Origin of the sequence: Nocardiopsis oceanisediminis (genome assembly GCF_048595525.1) — a bacterium.
Lineage (GTDB): Bacteria > Actinomycetota > Actinomycetes > Streptosporangiales > Streptosporangiaceae > Nocardiopsis_A > Nocardiopsis_A oceanisediminis.
In genome coordinates this window covers 872,864-887,049 of sequence record NZ_JAFMZJ010000001.1, presented here as the reverse complement: position 1 = coordinate 887,049, position 14,186 = coordinate 872,864, and the positions used below count along the sequence as shown (strand labels likewise).

Below are 14,186 nucleotides of genomic sequence, written 5' to 3'. Positions count from 1 at the left end.
CCGCGAAGCGGGCCCGGCCATGCCCGCTTCCCCCACCGCGCGGCCGTGGGCGCGTCCGCGGCGGACGGGCCGCCCCGCTCCGCTCCCCCGTCCGCAGGGTCGGTGCGGGGTCAGTGCGGTCGTGATCGGAAGTCGGCCCAGAGGTCCACGGCCTGTTCCAGATCGAGGGCGGCCACGTCCTCAGGGAGCATGCCGACGGTATGGATCAGGCGTTCGGCCGACCGGTCCGGGACGGGCTCTCTCGTGGGAGGCGATTCATGCGCCGCCCTCTCCGCCGGTCTGCCGAGGTGCTCGATGACGGCCGCGAGTTTCCGGGCGGTGGGAGTGTTCTCCGATGCCGCCCGGACTCTCCGGGAGGCCTCGGCGTAGACCTGGGCGTCCGCTCGCGCTCCGACGGCCCGGACCTCGCGGATCTCCACGTGCTTCTCGTCGGTGACGCGGTACACGACACGCCGGGTGTCGCGTCCGACGACCGGTTTTCGGAACCCCGTGGGTTCGCCGCCCAGGGGGTATCCGGCTTCTGGGTCCTCCTCCAGGAGAAGGACCTTCTCGAGGACCTTGGGAACGGCGTCCGGGCCGAGCCGCCGCAGATCGGCGACGGGTGCGCCTGTGCCGGGAGCGGTTCGGACGCCCCGCCGCCGATACCCGCCGCGATACCGCCGTCCGGGTACAGGGGCGTCCCGGGATGCCCCTGGATGCGGCCGGGGGTTCCGCCGCCCCGTCCTCGCCTGCGCCCGGTGGTATCCGCATGCCTCCCGTTCCCCTGCCCGCACGGGATGCGGGGTCAGGCTCCGGCCGGGGGCGGGCCGAACAGGGCGTCGAGGTGGGCGTCGAGGACCGCGGCGGCCTCCCCCGGGGCGGTCTGGCCGGTCAGGGCGTGCAGGGCGAGGCCCTCGACCAGGGCCGCCAGGCCGGCCGCGGCGGCCGGTTCGGCGATGCCGGGCGGGGCGGTCCCCTCGGCCCGGGCGGCGCGGAGCCGGTCGGCGATGAACGCGCGGAGCCGGTCGCCGCCCCGGTGCAGGGGCCCGGCCGCGTCCGGGCGGACCGCGGCGTAGGCGTGGAAGGCGAGCGCGACCCGCCCCTCGGCCAGCCGCGGCCCGTCCAGCGGGAGCAGCTGCCGGAGCAGGGCGCCGACGGCGTCCCGGGGCGGCGCGTCCGGGGCGGGGGCGCCCTCTTCGGCCAGCCTGGCCTCGACGTTCTCCGCGACCGTTCCCATCGCGAAGGCCATCATCTCGTCCTTGGAGCGGAAGTAGTGCTGCACCATGCCCGCGGAGACCCCGGCCTCCGCGGCGACGTGGCGCAGGCTCACCGCCTCCAGGCCGCGCTCGGCGGCCAGGCGGGTCAGGGCGTCGGCGATCTGGGCGCGGCGGGCGCGGTGGTCGACTCTCTTCGGCACCGCCCCAGTTTTTCACAATGCAGTCGCATTGACACGCACGGAGGGACATCATTACATTGCAGTCGTATTGGAAAACGCGGCCGACGCGCCCCGGCGGACGGGCCGCCGACCACCGGAGGCGACCATGCCGGACACCCCTGTCCTGCCCTTCGACCGCCCGCGCCCGATCGACCCGCCGCCGGCCTACGCCGAGCTGCGCCGGACCGCCCCCGTCACCCGGGTGCTCACCCCGGAGGGCGCCCCCGCCTGGCTGGTCACCTCCTACGACGCCGCCGTGCGGGTGCTCACCGACGCCCGCTTCGGGGTCACCCCGCCCACCGGGCGCGACCCCGGGAACGAGACCCTGTTCCAGGACGGCGGGCCGCACGCCCGGCTGCGGCGGCTGGTCGCCAAGGCGTTCACCCCGCGCCGCATCGCCGCGCTGCGGCCCGGCGTGGAGGCGGCCGCCGCCGAGCGGGTCGCCGCGATGGCCGCCGCCGGCCCGCCCGCCGACCTGATGGCCGACCTGGCCGCGCCGCTCTCCCTCGCCGTCATCGGCGACCTGCTGGGCGTGCCCGCGGCCGCCCGGGACCGGCTGCGCGGGGCCGCCGAACCCGCCCTCACTGAGGGCACCCCGCAGGCCTGGGGCGCGTTCACGGCCTATGCCGACGAGCTGATCACCGCCAAGCGCGCCGAACTCGGCGACGACCCGCTCAGCGCGCTGATCGCGGTGCACGACGCCGACGACGGCCGGCTCACCGACCGTGAGCTGTCCGCCATGGCCATGACGCTGGCCGGGTCCGGCTACCTCAGCACCGCCAACACGATCTGCACCGGCGCGATCCTGCTGCTCGACTCCGGCCGGATGGCCGAATACGCGGCCGCCCCGGAGCGCGCCGCCGCCGTCACCGAGGAGCTGCTGCGCCGGCTCGCCGGCACCACCGGCGAGGTGATGCCGCGCTGGGCCACCGTGGACGCCGAGGTCGGCGGCGTGCGCATCGCCGCCGGCGATATGGTGCTGGTCCGCCTGGAGGCCGCGCACCACGACCCGGACCGGTTCGCCGACCCCGCCCGGTTCGACCCGGGCCGCACCCCCGCCGGCCACATCGCGTTCGGCCGCGGCCCGCACCACTGCCTCGGCGCCGCCTTGGCCCGCACCGTGGTCACCGCCGCGCTGCGCGCCCTCGCCGCCGGCCTGCCCGGCCTCCGCCTCGCCGTCCCGGTCACCGGGATCCCGTGGGTCAGCGGCTTCATCGACTCCGGCCCGTCCCGGGTCCCGGTCGCCTGGTGACCGCCGCCCGGACCTCCCCGGCCGGGCGGGGCGGCCGTCCCCGCACCGCCCGGCCCCCGCCGTCCCCGCCGGACGGCGGCCCCGGCGGCCGGCCCCGTACGCGGTGCGGGCCGGAGGGAGACTGGTGGGGAGTCCGGGGCGCGGGGGCGTTCGGGGGCGGATGCGGCCGCGGCCTGCGATCCGGTAGAGGTCGGCAAAAGGCGGGTAAAGCGCAGAGATGACCGAACGCAAGCATGGACGCGCCCCCCGGCGCGCGGCGGCGGCCGCCGCGCTCGCCGTGTCCGCCGTCGTCCTCCCCCTTCCGACGTCCCCGCTGACCGGGACCGCCGAGGCCGCGGCGGCTCCGGCGGTCTTCTCCCCCGCCTCCTCCTCCGACCAGCTGCGCCACGGCGACTCCGGCGCGGAGGTGAAGGAGGTCCAGAAGCGGCTGATCGAGCTCGGCTACTGGATCGACTCCGCCGACGGGCACTTCGGCACCGTCACCGTGCAGGCGGTGCACGCGCTGCAGAAGGCCGCCGGGATCGACCGGGACGGCATCGTCGGCCCGGACACCCGCGAGGCGCTCGACGAGGGCGTCCGCCCCTCGGCGCAGAGCTCCTCCGGCGAGGTGGTCGAGATCGACCTGGAGCGGCAGCTGCTCCTGGTGGTCTCGGACGGCGAGGTCGAGCAGGCCTTCAGCACCTCCACCGGCTCCGGCGAGACCTACGAGCAGGACGGCGAGGAGCACGTCGCCACCACCCCCACCGGCGAGTACACGGTCTTCCGCGAGGTCGACGCCTGGGACCCGGGCCCGCTCGGCGCGCTGTACAAGCCCAAGTACTTCAACGGGGGCATCGCGGTGCACGGCTACACCTCCGTCCCCACCTACCCCGCCTCGCACGGTTGCGCCCGGGTGAGCCTGCCCGCGATGGACTGGCTCTGGGAGAGCGGCCGCCTCGACGTGTACGACACCGTGCTGGTGTACTGACCGGCCGGTGTACCGACCGCTCCGCCGCCCCGGGCGCCGACCCGGCCCCGGGGCCCGCTTCACCGGCGGTTCCGCAGCCGGCCGACCCGGTCGAGCCGATACCCGTAGCGCCCGGGGAGGAGCCGCTCCATCCCGGTGGAGAACTCCTCCGCGGCATCGAGCAGAGCCCGGGCGAACTCCGCCTCGCCGGCCTGGACCCTCTTCTCCGGCACCCTCTTATCTGCCGACCGAGGCCGGCAGACGCCCGCCACCGACCCTCCGGAAGGCGAGCCGGAGGGGCCGGCCCGGGAAGAACGCCTCCACGGAGTCCTTCTCCCCCGGTTCCTCCAGCATGGTGAGGATGTAGGCCCACAGCCGGTCGACAAGGTCCCCGTAGTCCTCATCGAGGAACACCTGGCCGTCGACGGAGAGCACGATCGCCCCGTCGATGCGGTCGGGGTCTGCAAAGCCTCCGGACCAGGCGCTCACCGGAACGAAGCCCCCGTCCGCCGACCGCAGCGGGTCGGCCGCCGACGTCTCCGGCATCCCCTCCGGCTCCCCTGCGGCCGGCTCCTCCGGCCGCGGCTCCGCTCCGCGCTCTTCCGGGCCGCTACCGGCCGCCGTCCCCGCCGCCGCTCCAGGCCGACCAGAGTTCGGCGTAGCGGCCGCCGCGGGCCACCAGTTCCCCGTGGGTGCCCTGCTCGGCGACGCGGCCGGACTCCAGCACGATGATCCGGTCGGCGGTGACCGCCTGGGCGAGGCGGTGCGCGACGACCAGCGCGGTCCGCCCCTCGACCGCCGCCTGGGCGGCGCGCTCCAGGTCGCGGGCTCCGGCGCTGCCCGCTTCGGCGCTGGCCTCGTCCAGGATCGCCACCGCCGGGTCGGCCAGGACCAGCCGGGCCAGGGCGAGCTGCTGCCCCTGGTAGGCGGTGAGCCGGGCGCCGCCCTCGCCGACCACGGTGTCCAGGCCTTCGGGGAGCGCCTCGGCCCAGCCGCGCGCGCCGACCGTCTCCAGCGCGGCGGCCACCCGGTCCGCGCCCGCCTCCGGGGCGGCCAGCCGGACGTTGTCGGCCAGCGTCCCGGCGAACACGTGCGCCTCCTGGCTGACCAGGGCCTTGTGCCGGCGCAGCGCGCCGGGGTCGATCCGGTCCAGGGGCACCCCGCCGAGCAGCACCGTGCCCTCGGCCGGGTCGATGGCGCCGGCGACCGCCGAGGCCAGGGTGGTCTTGCCCGCGCCGCTGGCGCCGACCAGCGCCACCCGCTCGCCGGGGGCGACGGTCAGCGTGACGCCGTCCAGTACCGCCGGGCCGCCGTCGTAGCGGTGGCCCACTCCGCGCAGCTCGATCCCGCCGTCGGCCGGGCGCTCCGCGTCGGCGGGCGCGGCGGCCTCCGGCAGCAGGGTCACCCCGGCCATCCGGGCCAGGCTCGCCCCCGCCGACTGGATGTCGTTGAAGGTGGTCATCAGCGCGCCGAGCGGCCCGAAGAGCCGGTGGAAGATGAGCGCGGCGGCGGTGGCCGCGCCGACCGTGACGGCCTCCGCGCCGACCAGCCAGAAGCCCGCCGCGACGATCGCCGAGAGGCCGACGCACTCGGCGGCGTTCATTCCCCCCGCGAACAGGGTGAACTTGCGGAAGACCCGGAGCACCGCGCCCCGGGCGGCGTCCGACTTCTCGTCGATCAGCGCGGCGCGCTCGCCGTGCATCCGGTAGGCGTGCACCGTCTCCGCGCCGTGCAAGGTGCCGACCAGGGCCTGGGCCCGCTCACCCAGCAGTTCGCGCTCCTCGGCGTAGAGCGGCGCCGAGCGCGGCAGGTACCAGCGGAGCGCGATCACGTAGACCGGCAGCGCGCACGCGCCCGCCAGGCCCAGCCGCCAGTCCAGCGCCCCCATGCCGCCGAGCGCCAGCACCACGGTGATCAGCGAGGAGAGCACCATCGGCCCCTTCTCCCGGACCATGTCGCCGACCACCGCCACGTCGTCGGAGACCCGGGAGAGCAGGTCGCCGCCGCTGAGCCGGGCCAGCACCGGGGCGGGCAGGCGCAGCGCGCGCTCCACCACGTCCTCGCGGAGCCGGGCCAGCGCGGTCTCGCCGACCCGGGCGACCAGCACCACCTCGACGCTCTTCAGCAGCCCGGCCGCCACCGCGGAGACCGCGATGGCCCCGGCGAGCACGCCGACCCGCTCCGCGCCGCGCCCCTGTGTGACCGCGTCGACCAGCATCCCGAGGATCCACGGCGCCGCCAGCGCGCACAGGTTGGCGGCGACGCTCACCGCCAGCGCGGCCGCGGCCGCCCCGCGCGCCCGCCCGAAGGCGGTCCGCGCCACGGCCCAGGTCTGCCGCGCGGACGCCACGGGCAGCATCCGGTGTGCGCTCTCCCCGCTCATCCCTGCTCCCCCTGCACGTCGTCGGTCCCCTGTTCCAGCGCGCCCGGCGCGCACCGGGCGGTCACCGCAGCACCGCCCGGGCGTAGCCGGCGTCCGAGGCGGCCAGCTCCGCGTGCGTGCCCTCGGCGGCGACCCTGCCGTCCGCGACGACCAGCACCCGGTCGGCGCGGGCGAGCAGCGCCGGGCTGGAGGTCAGCACGGCGGTGGACCGGTCCGAGCCGGGGCCGTGCCGCAGTGCGCGCAGCCCTTCGGCGATGTTCTCCTCGGTGACCGCGTCCACCGCGGTGGTCGGGTCGTGCAGGACCAGCGCCGGCGGGTCGGCGGCCAGGGCGCGGGCCAGGCCGACGCGCTGGCGCTGGCCGCCGGAGAGGGTGGTCCCGCGGTCGGTGACGGGTGCGTCCAGCCCGCCGGGGACGGTGCGGACCACCTCGTCGGCGGCGCTGGCGCGCAGCGCCGGCCCGATGTCGCCGTCCCCGCCGGGGACGCCGGCCAGCATGTTCGAGCGGAGCGTCCCCTCGAACAGGTCGACGTCGTGCGGCTCGGCGAGCAGCCCCGGGCGGACCACCGCCCGGCCCTCCCGCTCGGCCGCGGGCACCCGCCCGGAGAGCAGCGCGAACAGCGCCTGGGCGTCGGCGGGCTCCAGGCAGACGACGCCGAGCATCTCGCCGGGGCCCAGCACCAGGTCGAGGCCGTCCAGGGTGGCGTGCCGGACGCCCTTGAACTCCACCCGGGCCTCGGGGTCGGAGGGGGCCTCCGCCGGCTCCGCTCCGCCGCCGGCCTCGGCCGCGTCCAGCCGGAACGGCGCGTCGACCACCCCGGCCAGCCGGTTCGCCGAGGCGCGGGAGACCGCGAAGCCCATCGTGTACATGCCGAGTTCGCGGACGGGCTCGGCGAGGAACTGCGCCAGGCCGACGATGGCGACGAGCTCGCCGACGCTGATCCGGCCCTGGATCGCGGCGGTGCCCGCGAAGCCGGCGACCCCGGCGAGCAGCAGCCCGCCGCCCATGGTGGTCGCCCCGAGGTAGAGGCCGCTGGGCAGCGCGGCGCGCAGCGCGCTGCGCAGGGCGGTCGCGCTGGACTCCCGGTAGCGGTGCGCCGCGTTCTCCTCGGCCCCGATGCCGCGCAGCGCGGGCAGGCCGCGGACCAGGTCGGTGGCGAGCCCCGCGGTGCGGGCCACCGCCGCCTGCTGGGCGGTGGCGCGCCGGGTGAGCAGCGGCCCGGCCAGCTGCACCGCGGCGACCAGCACCGGGACCGCGACCAGCACGCCCGCGCCGAGCGCGGTGTCGATCCGGAGCAGGGAGACCGCGGCGACGGCCAGCCCGACGACGGTGGCGAACGCGCCCGGGATGAAGTGCAGCACCCGGGCGGTCCGGTCGGCGTCGGAGGTGGTGACGCTGAGCAGTTCGCCGGAGCGCAGCCCGGTGTCGGCGCGCCGCGGGTCGATCGCCCGGGCGGACGCCTCCACCCGGAGCAGGTGCGACTCCTGCTGGACCGCGGCGACCAGGGAGCGCGCCCCGTACCGCCAGGAGAGCGTGAGCACCGTGAACAGCGCGGCCAGGCCGGCGAGGGAGAGGGCCAGCGCGGTGCCGTCGCCGGTCGCGACGGCCCGGTCGATGACGACGCCGATGGCCACCGGCACCAGCGCCTCGGCCGCCTGGTGCAGTGAGGTGCCGACGATGCCTGCGGCCAGTCGGCCGCGGTTGCGCACCAGCGCACGCCGCATGATCCGGCGGCCGCCGGCGGACTGCCTTTCGGACATTGCTCTCCAGAACGGGGCGGGGAACTCAGGTAAGGCTATCCTGATGAACCTTTTCGCCCGGTTCCCGGGCCCTACCCTGGCCTCTGCGAGCGATCCTGGTCCTCCGGCCGGTCCGGCGCCAATGGTTTTTCGGCCGCCGCGGCGCCGGTGCCGCCCCTCCCTCGCGATGATCGTGACGTTGCGGGCCTATCGGAGCGCTCCGATAGGCCCGCAACTCCAAGATCAACGCACCCTTGAAAGGGTGGTTTCGGCCTGGTCCGGACTGGCCTCGGTTGGTGGCGTCTGCCCTGGTCAGCGCCGCTTCTGCGTGTTGGCGCGCTTGGGTCTGGTGGGGTGTGTTCCGGCCTGTTCGGGCGGGGTCTGGTGACGCCTGGTTGACGCGTTCGGTCCGCTGGTGGCCCGGCTCGGGGTCGGGGGCGTTGGTGTCATCACCGGTGTTGACGCGGGTCGCCTAGCGCGTCGTCGATGGCGTTGCGGGCGCGGGCGTGGTTGAGCTGCTCCTGTAGGGGGCTGGGTTCCTCGTCCACGGCGGCCATCAGGGACCCGGTTTTCAGGGTGCGGTGTATGACCTTCTTACCGATCTCTTTCGCTGCGCGGCGGATGGCGGCCTTGAACAGGGTGCGCTGCTGGTCGTTGGCGGGGTGGAGTACGACTTGACCGGCGCGGTTGAGTTCGGCGCCGATCTCGGCGGCCAGGATGGCGCGCTGGTGCTCCTGGCGCTGTTCGGCGTCGTGCTGGGCCTGGTCCTGGGCGCGGGCGCTGGGGGCTGAGCCGATGGGCCGGACGGTTTCGTCGTCGCTCATGCTTCGACGCTACAGGGGGAGGTTCGGCGGGCGCAGCGGGTCTGCCGTCCCGTGGAAGCGGCGGGGAGGGGGCCCGGGGCGGGGTTCGCCGGCGGACCCGCGTAGCCCGGTGGGCCGGATGCGCCCGGGTGGTCCCCGGCGGCCCCGGCCGGGTTGGGCGGACGCTGCGGCGGGGCTCGATGCCCCGGGCGGGGCGTGGCCCGCCGGAGAAAGCCCGCCCCTGGCCACGGGTCCTCCCGCGTCTCCCTTCGCTCCGTGTCTCCCGGCGGGCCGGGCGAGTAGGGGAGCGGGTACGGGTCCGGTCGCCGGGGAGCATCGCGCGGGGAGGCCGGGCGGCCTTAAGCTTGCCCGGCGCGTCGGGGCCCTCCGGGGCTCCACCGCGTCTTTGCCCGCCGGGCCGCCCGGTCGTCGGGGCCCCGCGCCGATGCGGAGTGGTGGACGGACCCGGGCGCGCGCAGCGGGCAGCGTCCGGCCCCGCGCGACGGGCGTCCCGGGCGGGCCGGTCAGAGCGGGGCGCACACGGCCGGGCGCCTCCCCGACCGAGTGGGAGAGGTGTTCCCGGCGCGGGCGGGCTCCGCGCGTCGGCCGGGGCGCGGCGGGGTGCGCGGGCAGCCGGGGGAAGGGAGGCCGGGGAGGGGCGCGGGGCGGGTGCCGCGCGAGCACCCGACGGAGGAGGGCGCGCAGCGCGGATGCCCGCCCAAGCGCACCCGACCTCGGCCGACCAACCGCCCGGGGGACGCGAAAGCCCGCCCGCGCCCATGGCGCGGGCGGGCTCCTTGATCGCGTAGGGAAAGTCCTCACAGGCGTTCGGTTCGGGCGGCCCGGTAGAGGGTGCGGATGTGGTCGGCGGGGTATCGCCAGGCTCCGCCGGGGGTGCGGAAGCCGGTGATGCGCCCGGTCTTGCGCCATCGGGCCACGCTCTTCAGGGAGGCTCCGAACACGGCGGGCTACCTCGGTGGAGGACATGAGGGCTTCGGCGCTGCACTCTGGGGCTTCAGGGGGTGGGGACATGGTCGGGCTCCCGGGGGTGTGGTTTGCTGGTGGGCGGCGGTCCGCCCCCGCCTCATTCGGGGGCGGACCGCCTTTCTTCTCTATGGCTAGCCGCAGTTGTGGCCGGGGCCCATCGGCTTCTTGCAGTTGGGGCAGATGTTGGTCGGCGGGTAGCCGAACACCACAGCCATGCGGCGGACCATCTTCTTCATGAGGGGTTTCCTTTCTCTGTTGTCCCGCTCCCGGGGGTGGGCGCGGGTCCTGGGGTGTGCGCATGGCGGTCTCCTCTTCTCTGCTGTTCGGGGTGCGGGGTGCGGGGTCCGGGCGTTGGCGGTGGCTCGGCCGGCAAAGGTCGGCTGCACTTCCGCGTCGGTCCGGTGCCTGGTTAGTCGGTACTCGCCTGCTCGGCTTCGGCGGCGGCTCCGCGCCACGGGGTGGGCAGCAGTCCGCCGGAGCGAAGGTGCTCGTCCAACGCAGTGAAGGCGTCGTCGGCAGCCTGCTGGTTGCGGGCCCGGTCGGCCACGGTGCGGCCGCGTTCCCGCAGGGCGTCTGAGAGCCGGTCGTAGAGGGCATCGGCGTGGTCGGTGGCAGGGTCAGGCCGGTGCACTCGGGGCCAGAGAAGTTTTGCTCTGCTGGTGGTCTCGTTCACGGCTCGATCACTCCTGACTCGCGCGTTCTGATCCGGTGCCTTCTCCGAATTTCTTGAGCAGTTCGGTGAGTTCCTGCTGTTCAGCGCTTCGCACCGCCGTGTCCTCGACATAGCGGCGGACATGGGAGGGAGCGGCGTAGGTGGTGAGCACGTGGTCGAGCAGTTCGAGGGTGGAAGTCGCCATCGTGGTCTCATCGGCCCGGTGGCGAGCGACGAACGATGCTGCTTGGTAGGGGGAGTAGGTGAGGTCCCACTGCGCCTTATGGCGGAGCGCCACCTCGCAGAAAGCGAAGTAGTCCGGGATCCAGGGGGATACAGGCCGGTCGGGGTGTGCTGGCGTTTCGCGGGGCTCTGAAGGCTCCTGCGGCTCCTGGTGGGGGTCGTGCTCATCGCCACCGGCCGCATGGCGACCGACGGAAGCGAACCCCAGAGGCAGGAACAGGAGGAAGAGCCAGAGCAGTAGACGGACGGAAAGGGAGCAGGCGGGCTTGGCATGCGAGCGGCGGTGACTACGATGGGTCATGTCTCACCGGTCCTCTTCTCGGGTGAGGCCGCGCCTCGGCGGTGTAACGGCACCGGTCGAGGCTTCTTCGTGTCGGCATCACTTGGGTACACAAGTTGTGAGTCGCTACGCTAACCGCCCCACCTTGGGTACACAAGTGCTTCGAACAAGAACGCGCTACGGAACGTCAATGATGTACCGGAATGCGTAACGATCGCCCGGAATGACAGAATCGAGGACTTCCACCACGTCTCCATGGCTGTCGTAAGCGGTCCGCAGAGTCCGGGCCACGGGAACCCCCTGGGGCAGGTGGAGAGCGTCCACTTCCGAACGGAGCGGCATGCGGATTTCCAGGTCCTCCACGAACTGGACGATGCGTCGCCGTACCGGGCCCTCGGGGTCCTCGATCACTCCGTGTGCGCCGCCCTTGATCTTGCGTGCTTCGACCAGCGAGGTGCCTTCTGCAAGCTCTGGCCGGTAGTACCCATCGCAGAGCTGCATGGGCTCGCCATCGACCAGGAACAACCGACGCCGTACCACGACCTTGGCCCCGGGCGGGACGCTGAGCCTTTCGGCCACCTCATCAGGTGCCGGAACCGTCGCCACCTCCAAGAGGCGCTGTTCCGGGCGGCGTCCCTGGTCCTCGGCTTCGGCGTTGAAGTTGGACCGCCCCGCGTCCCTGTGGGCCCGGTGGTTGATCCCTGTGGAGAGCAGGCGGATATTCGGTCTGGGACGGACGATCGTCCGGCGCCCCTGACCGGACACGAGAAGGCCTTCCGCCTTGAGAAGAGCGAGTCCCTTCCGCACGGTGTTCCGTGTCGTGTGGAACCTTTCGGCAAGCTCGTTCTCAGACGGCGCGGGGTCGGCGGGTTGCAGCACGCCCGACAGAATGTCGGCACGGATCGCGTCAGCGATCTGTCGGTGGAGTGCTTCGGCTGGCATGGCCCTGACGCTACCGGAACGACCAGCCGGACCAGCGCTGCACCTCAACGATGATCATGGGACCGTCCGGCGGGTTCTCCCGGTACTGCGGGTAGCGCTCAACGAGACGGTCCCGGGCCTGGGACCATGCTGCGCCTTCGTGCTCAACGCGCGCTTCTCCGTCGGCCCGCGCCCACCACAGCCGTTCCCAATCGTCGCCGTAGTCATCGGCCAGCAGCGCGACATGGGGGTTGTCCGCGATGTTGCGGAGCCGTTTGAGCGCGCGGGTGCTCTTGGGCTTGTGGTCGATGGCGATGGCCACCGCGTCGCCGCAGGTCGCAAACGTCACCGGGACAAGGTGCGGCCGCCCTTCGGCGTCGGCGGTGGCCAGTCTGGCCACACGGCTTGCTGCGAATCGAGTGCGGGATTCCTCCGGTGACAGGCGCATAGGGACAAGGGTGGAAGGGGTGCGCTTACCGGTCAAGTACGAAGACCGGTGACAGGCGCTGCCCCGAAAAGCAGACGAAGTTTGCGGCGTGATCCGGCCGTTCTGTTTGAGGATTGGTGGTGGAAGGGGAAGGCGGCCGGTTGCGGGGGTGGTGGGTGTGGACGCGTTGGAGGCTCGGGCGTGCCGACCTGATTTCGCGGTGTGGCGTGGCCAGGTGGCGCGTGCGGGGTTTTGTGTGCGGCCGGTGCGGGTCTCGGGCCGGGCGGCGGCGGTGGACACCTCCAGTGGTGAGGTGCTGGCCCAGACCTCGACGGCGGATGCTCCGGACGGGGTGCTGCTGGTGGCCTGTGGGGATCGCCGGGCTGCGGTGTGCCCGCCGTGCTCGCGCACCTATCGGGCCGATGCGTGGCACATGATCGCGGCGGGGATGCGGGGCCGGACCCCCACCGGAGAAGACGACGCGGTGCCCTCCTCGGTCGGGGAGCATCCGGCGCTGTTCCTCACCCTGACCGCGCCGGGCTTCGGCGCGGTGCATGCGGCCCGGGACGGCGGAGCGCCCTGCCGGCTGCCCCGCGGCAGAAAGAAGACCTGTCCCCATGGGCGGCCGGCGGGGTGCGGCCTGGTCCACGAACCGGATCACCCGGCGGTGGGCACCCCGGTCTGTCCGGACTGCTGGGACTACACGGGGGCGGTGCTGTGGAACGCCTCTCTTGGGGAGTTGTGGCGGCGGACCCGGATCGGGATCGAACGCGCGTTGGCTCCGGCGGCCTCGGCCGCGCTGGGTCGCAAGGTGGGGGTCCGGGAGGTCCCCCGCCTGCTGCGCCTGTCCTATGTGAAGGTCGTGGAATTCCAGCGGCGCGGGCTGGCGCACGTCCATGCGGTGCTGCGGTTGGACGGGGTGGTCCCGGGCGACCGGTCGGCGGTGGTGGCCCCGCCCTCCTGGGCCACGGCGGAACTGCTGGCCTCGGCGGTGCGCTCGGCGGTGGCCTCGACCGCGTTCGCCCTGCCTTCCCCCGATGGTGTGGCGCGGGTGGCGGAGTGGGGTTCCCAGCTGGACGTGCGGCCTCTGGATGACCCGGCCAAGGCGGCGGGGTATCTGGCCAAGTACGCGACCAAGACCGTGGACGCGGACTCGGATGCGCTGGCGCGGCGGTTGCGGCGACTGGACCGCGCTGCACTAACCCGGGAAGTCGGGGCGCACCTGGCGCGGATGGTGGCGACCTGCTGGGAGTTGGGCAAGCGGCGCGACCTGTCCGGTCTGCGGTTGCGGCGGTGGGCGCACTGCTTGGGCTACCGGGGCCACTTCACCACCAAGTCGCGGGCCTATTCGCTGACGCTGGGCGTGCTGCGGGCGGTGCGCCGCGCCTGGCGGGCACGGGAGTCCCGCAAGGCCGGGCGGGCCGACGTGTGGGGACTGGAAGGCGCGGAGGTGGTCGGGGCGTGGTCCTATGCCGGGTCGGGCTACCTTGGCGCGGCCGATGTGCTGATCGCGCACCGGATGGCCCAGGACCGCGCCGTCGCGCGGGCGGAGTACAAGGCGGTGCTGCGGCGCGAGGCGCAGATGGCGGTGTGGGCGGCGTGATGGCGGGGTTGTGCCGTCGGGAGGAACGACCGCCGGCGGGTTCCCGCCGCATCGACCTGCACGTTCCCGGTGGCGGTCACCACGGCGGCCCTGGGAGGGCTGCGCGCGGAGCGCGTCCGTTCTTGTCTGAAGCTGTGCGGGCCTGCCTTCCCGCGCCCGCCGCCGGAGGAGACACGTCGCGCGGAGCGCGTCTTATGCGCCCTGGCGGAGCCGGGCGAAGGGGCGGGGGTCGGGGGCTGGTTCGTGGGAGGCCGGCACGGGCCAGAAATGCGGATTGTTGTTCGGCGTCGCCGCTATCCCGGAATGCAGAATTGTGAGGTTGAATTTTGAAGGAAAAGGAATTCTCGGTGGATGAACTGTGGACCGTCCAAGACGTCGCCTCTTACCTGCGCAAACCCGCGTCGTGGGTGTATGACAACCACAAGCGGTATTTCCGTGCGGCCCGCGCGGGGCGGGCGCTGCTGTTCTCTCCGGAGGAAATCAAAGAATGGGTCCGGGGCCGGATGCGGCCATGAATTCCCGCGTTAATCCTGGGCA

Annotated in this window: 16 protein-coding genes; 4 read left to right on the top strand and 12 right to left on the bottom strand. The window is 74.1% G+C overall.

Annotated elements, in window-relative coordinates:
• Positions 1-110 precede the first annotated feature (110 nt).
• Complete coding sequence (locus J0910_RS04150) at positions 111-446, bottom strand: hypothetical protein (RefSeq protein WP_420157180.1); 336 nt, start codon at positions 444-446, stop codon at positions 111-113.
• A gap of 338 nt (positions 447-784) precedes the next feature.
• Positions 785-1,396: a TetR/AcrR family transcriptional regulator gene (locus J0910_RS04145; protein WP_420157179.1), complete on the bottom strand. Its 612-nt coding sequence runs from the start codon at positions 1,394-1,396 to the stop codon at positions 785-787.
• Positions 1,397-1,520: 124 nt separating this feature from the next.
• Here J0910_RS04145 and J0910_RS04140 point away from each other — a divergent pair, with 124 nt between their 5' ends.
• The gene (locus J0910_RS04140) at positions 1,521-2,666 is read left to right on the top strand and encodes a cytochrome P450 (RefSeq protein ID WP_420157178.1); all 1,146 of its coding nucleotides are present in this window, start codon (positions 1,521-1,523) and stop codon (positions 2,664-2,666) included.
• Between the two features lie 217 nt (positions 2,667-2,883).
• Positions 2,884-3,633: a L,D-transpeptidase family protein gene (locus J0910_RS04135; protein ID WP_420157177.1), complete on the top strand. Its 750-nt coding sequence runs from the start codon at positions 2,884-2,886 to the stop codon at positions 3,631-3,633.
• Positions 3,634-3,692: 59 nt separating this feature from the next.
• Here J0910_RS04135 and J0910_RS04130 read toward each other — a convergent pair whose 3' ends face one another.
• The 10 genes from J0910_RS04130 to J0910_RS04085 all read right to left on the bottom strand — a co-directional run bounded on the left by J0910_RS04130 (position 3,693) and on the right by J0910_RS04085 (position 12,067).
• The gene (locus tag J0910_RS04130) at positions 3,693-3,845 is read right to left on the bottom strand and encodes a hypothetical protein (protein WP_420157176.1); all 153 of its coding nucleotides are present in this window, start codon (positions 3,843-3,845) and stop codon (positions 3,693-3,695) included.
• Between the two features lie 4 nt (positions 3,846-3,849).
• A complete protein-coding gene (locus J0910_RS04125) occupies positions 3,850-4,158 on the bottom strand; it encodes a hypothetical protein (protein WP_420157175.1) in 309 nt (102 codons plus the stop codon).
• A gap of 64 nt (positions 4,159-4,222) precedes the next feature.
• Positions 4,223-5,995, bottom strand: a complete 1,773-nt coding sequence (locus tag J0910_RS04120; RefSeq protein WP_420157174.1) for an ABC transporter ATP-binding protein — start codon at positions 5,993-5,995, stop codon at positions 4,223-4,225.
• A 61-nt stretch (positions 5,996-6,056) separates the two neighbouring features.
• On the bottom strand, positions 6,057-7,754 hold the full coding sequence (locus J0910_RS04115) for an ABC transporter ATP-binding protein (protein ID WP_420157173.1): 1,698 nt from the start codon (positions 7,752-7,754) through the stop codon (positions 6,057-6,059).
• Between the two features lie 428 nt (positions 7,755-8,182).
• Positions 8,183-8,557: a hypothetical protein gene (locus J0910_RS04110; protein ID WP_420157172.1), complete on the bottom strand. Its 375-nt coding sequence runs from the start codon at positions 8,555-8,557 to the stop codon at positions 8,183-8,185.
• A 797-nt stretch (positions 8,558-9,354) separates the two neighbouring features.
• Positions 9,355-9,498, bottom strand: a complete 144-nt coding sequence (locus J0910_RS04105) for a MerR family DNA-binding transcriptional regulator (protein WP_420157171.1) — start codon at positions 9,496-9,498, stop codon at positions 9,355-9,357.
• 434 nt (positions 9,499-9,932) lie between these two features.
• The gene (locus J0910_RS04100) at positions 9,933-10,154 is read right to left on the bottom strand and encodes a hypothetical protein (protein WP_420157170.1); all 222 of its coding nucleotides are present in this window, start codon (positions 10,152-10,154) and stop codon (positions 9,933-9,935) included.
• Between the two features lie 49 nt (positions 10,155-10,203).
• Positions 10,204-10,719 (bottom strand): hypothetical protein, encoded by a 516-nt coding sequence (locus J0910_RS04095; protein ID WP_420157169.1) that lies wholly within the window; start codon positions 10,717-10,719, stop codon positions 10,204-10,206.
• A gap of 156 nt (positions 10,720-10,875) precedes the next feature.
• Entirely contained in the window at positions 10,876-11,640 is a 765-nt protein-coding gene (locus tag J0910_RS04090; RefSeq protein ID WP_420157168.1) for a GntR family transcriptional regulator, read from the bottom strand.
• A gap of 10 nt (positions 11,641-11,650) precedes the next feature.
• Entirely contained in the window at positions 11,651-12,067 is a 417-nt protein-coding gene (locus tag J0910_RS04085; protein WP_420157167.1) for a TIGR03668 family PPOX class F420-dependent oxidoreductase, read from the bottom strand.
• Between the two features lie 148 nt (positions 12,068-12,215).
• On the opposite strand from J0910_RS04085, the gene J0910_RS04080 reads away from it, so the two are divergent.
• A complete protein-coding gene (locus J0910_RS04080; protein WP_420157166.1) occupies positions 12,216-13,649 on the top strand; it encodes a replication initiator in 1,434 nt (477 codons plus the stop codon).
• A 347-nt stretch (positions 13,650-13,996) separates the two neighbouring features.
• Positions 13,997-14,164, top strand: coding sequence for a helix-turn-helix domain-containing protein (locus J0910_RS04075; RefSeq protein WP_420157165.1), 168 nt, complete (start codon positions 13,997-13,999; stop codon positions 14,162-14,164).
• The last annotated feature ends 22 nt before the right edge of the window (positions 14,165-14,186 follow it).

What these genes read in the sequence shown, in the direction of transcription:
- J0910_RS04140 (WP_420157178.1), top strand. Translation starts at nt 1,521, where the DNA reads ATGCCGGACACCCCTGTCCTGCCCTTCGACCGCCCGCGCCCGATCGAC.
- J0910_RS04135 (WP_420157177.1), top strand. Translation starts at nt 2,884, where the DNA reads ATGACCGAACGCAAGCATGGACGCGCCCCCCGGCGCGCGGCGGCGGCC.
- J0910_RS04125 (WP_420157175.1), bottom strand. Translation starts at nt 4,158, where the DNA reads ATGCCGGAGACGTCGGCGGCCGACCCGCTGCGGTCGGCGGACGGGGGC.
- J0910_RS04120 (WP_420157174.1), bottom strand. Translation starts at nt 5,995, where the DNA reads ATGAGCGGGGAGAGCGCACACCGGATGCTGCCCGTGGCGTCCGCGCGG.
- J0910_RS04115 (WP_420157173.1), bottom strand. Translation starts at nt 7,754, where the DNA reads ATGTCCGAAAGGCAGTCCGCCGGCGGCCGCCGGATCATGCGGCGTGCG.
- J0910_RS04110 (WP_420157172.1), bottom strand. Translation starts at nt 8,557, where the DNA reads ATGAGCGACGACGAAACCGTCCGGCCCATCGGCTCAGCCCCCAGCGCC.
- J0910_RS04095 (WP_420157169.1), bottom strand. Translation starts at nt 10,719, where the DNA reads ATGACCCATCGTAGTCACCGCCGCTCGCATGCCAAGCCCGCCTGCTCC.
- J0910_RS04090 (WP_420157168.1), bottom strand. Translation starts at nt 11,640, where the DNA reads ATGCCAGCCGAAGCACTCCACCGACAGATCGCTGACGCGATCCGTGCC.
- J0910_RS04085 (WP_420157167.1), bottom strand. Translation starts at nt 12,067, where the DNA reads ATGCGCCTGTCACCGGAGGAATCCCGCACTCGATTCGCAGCAAGCCGT.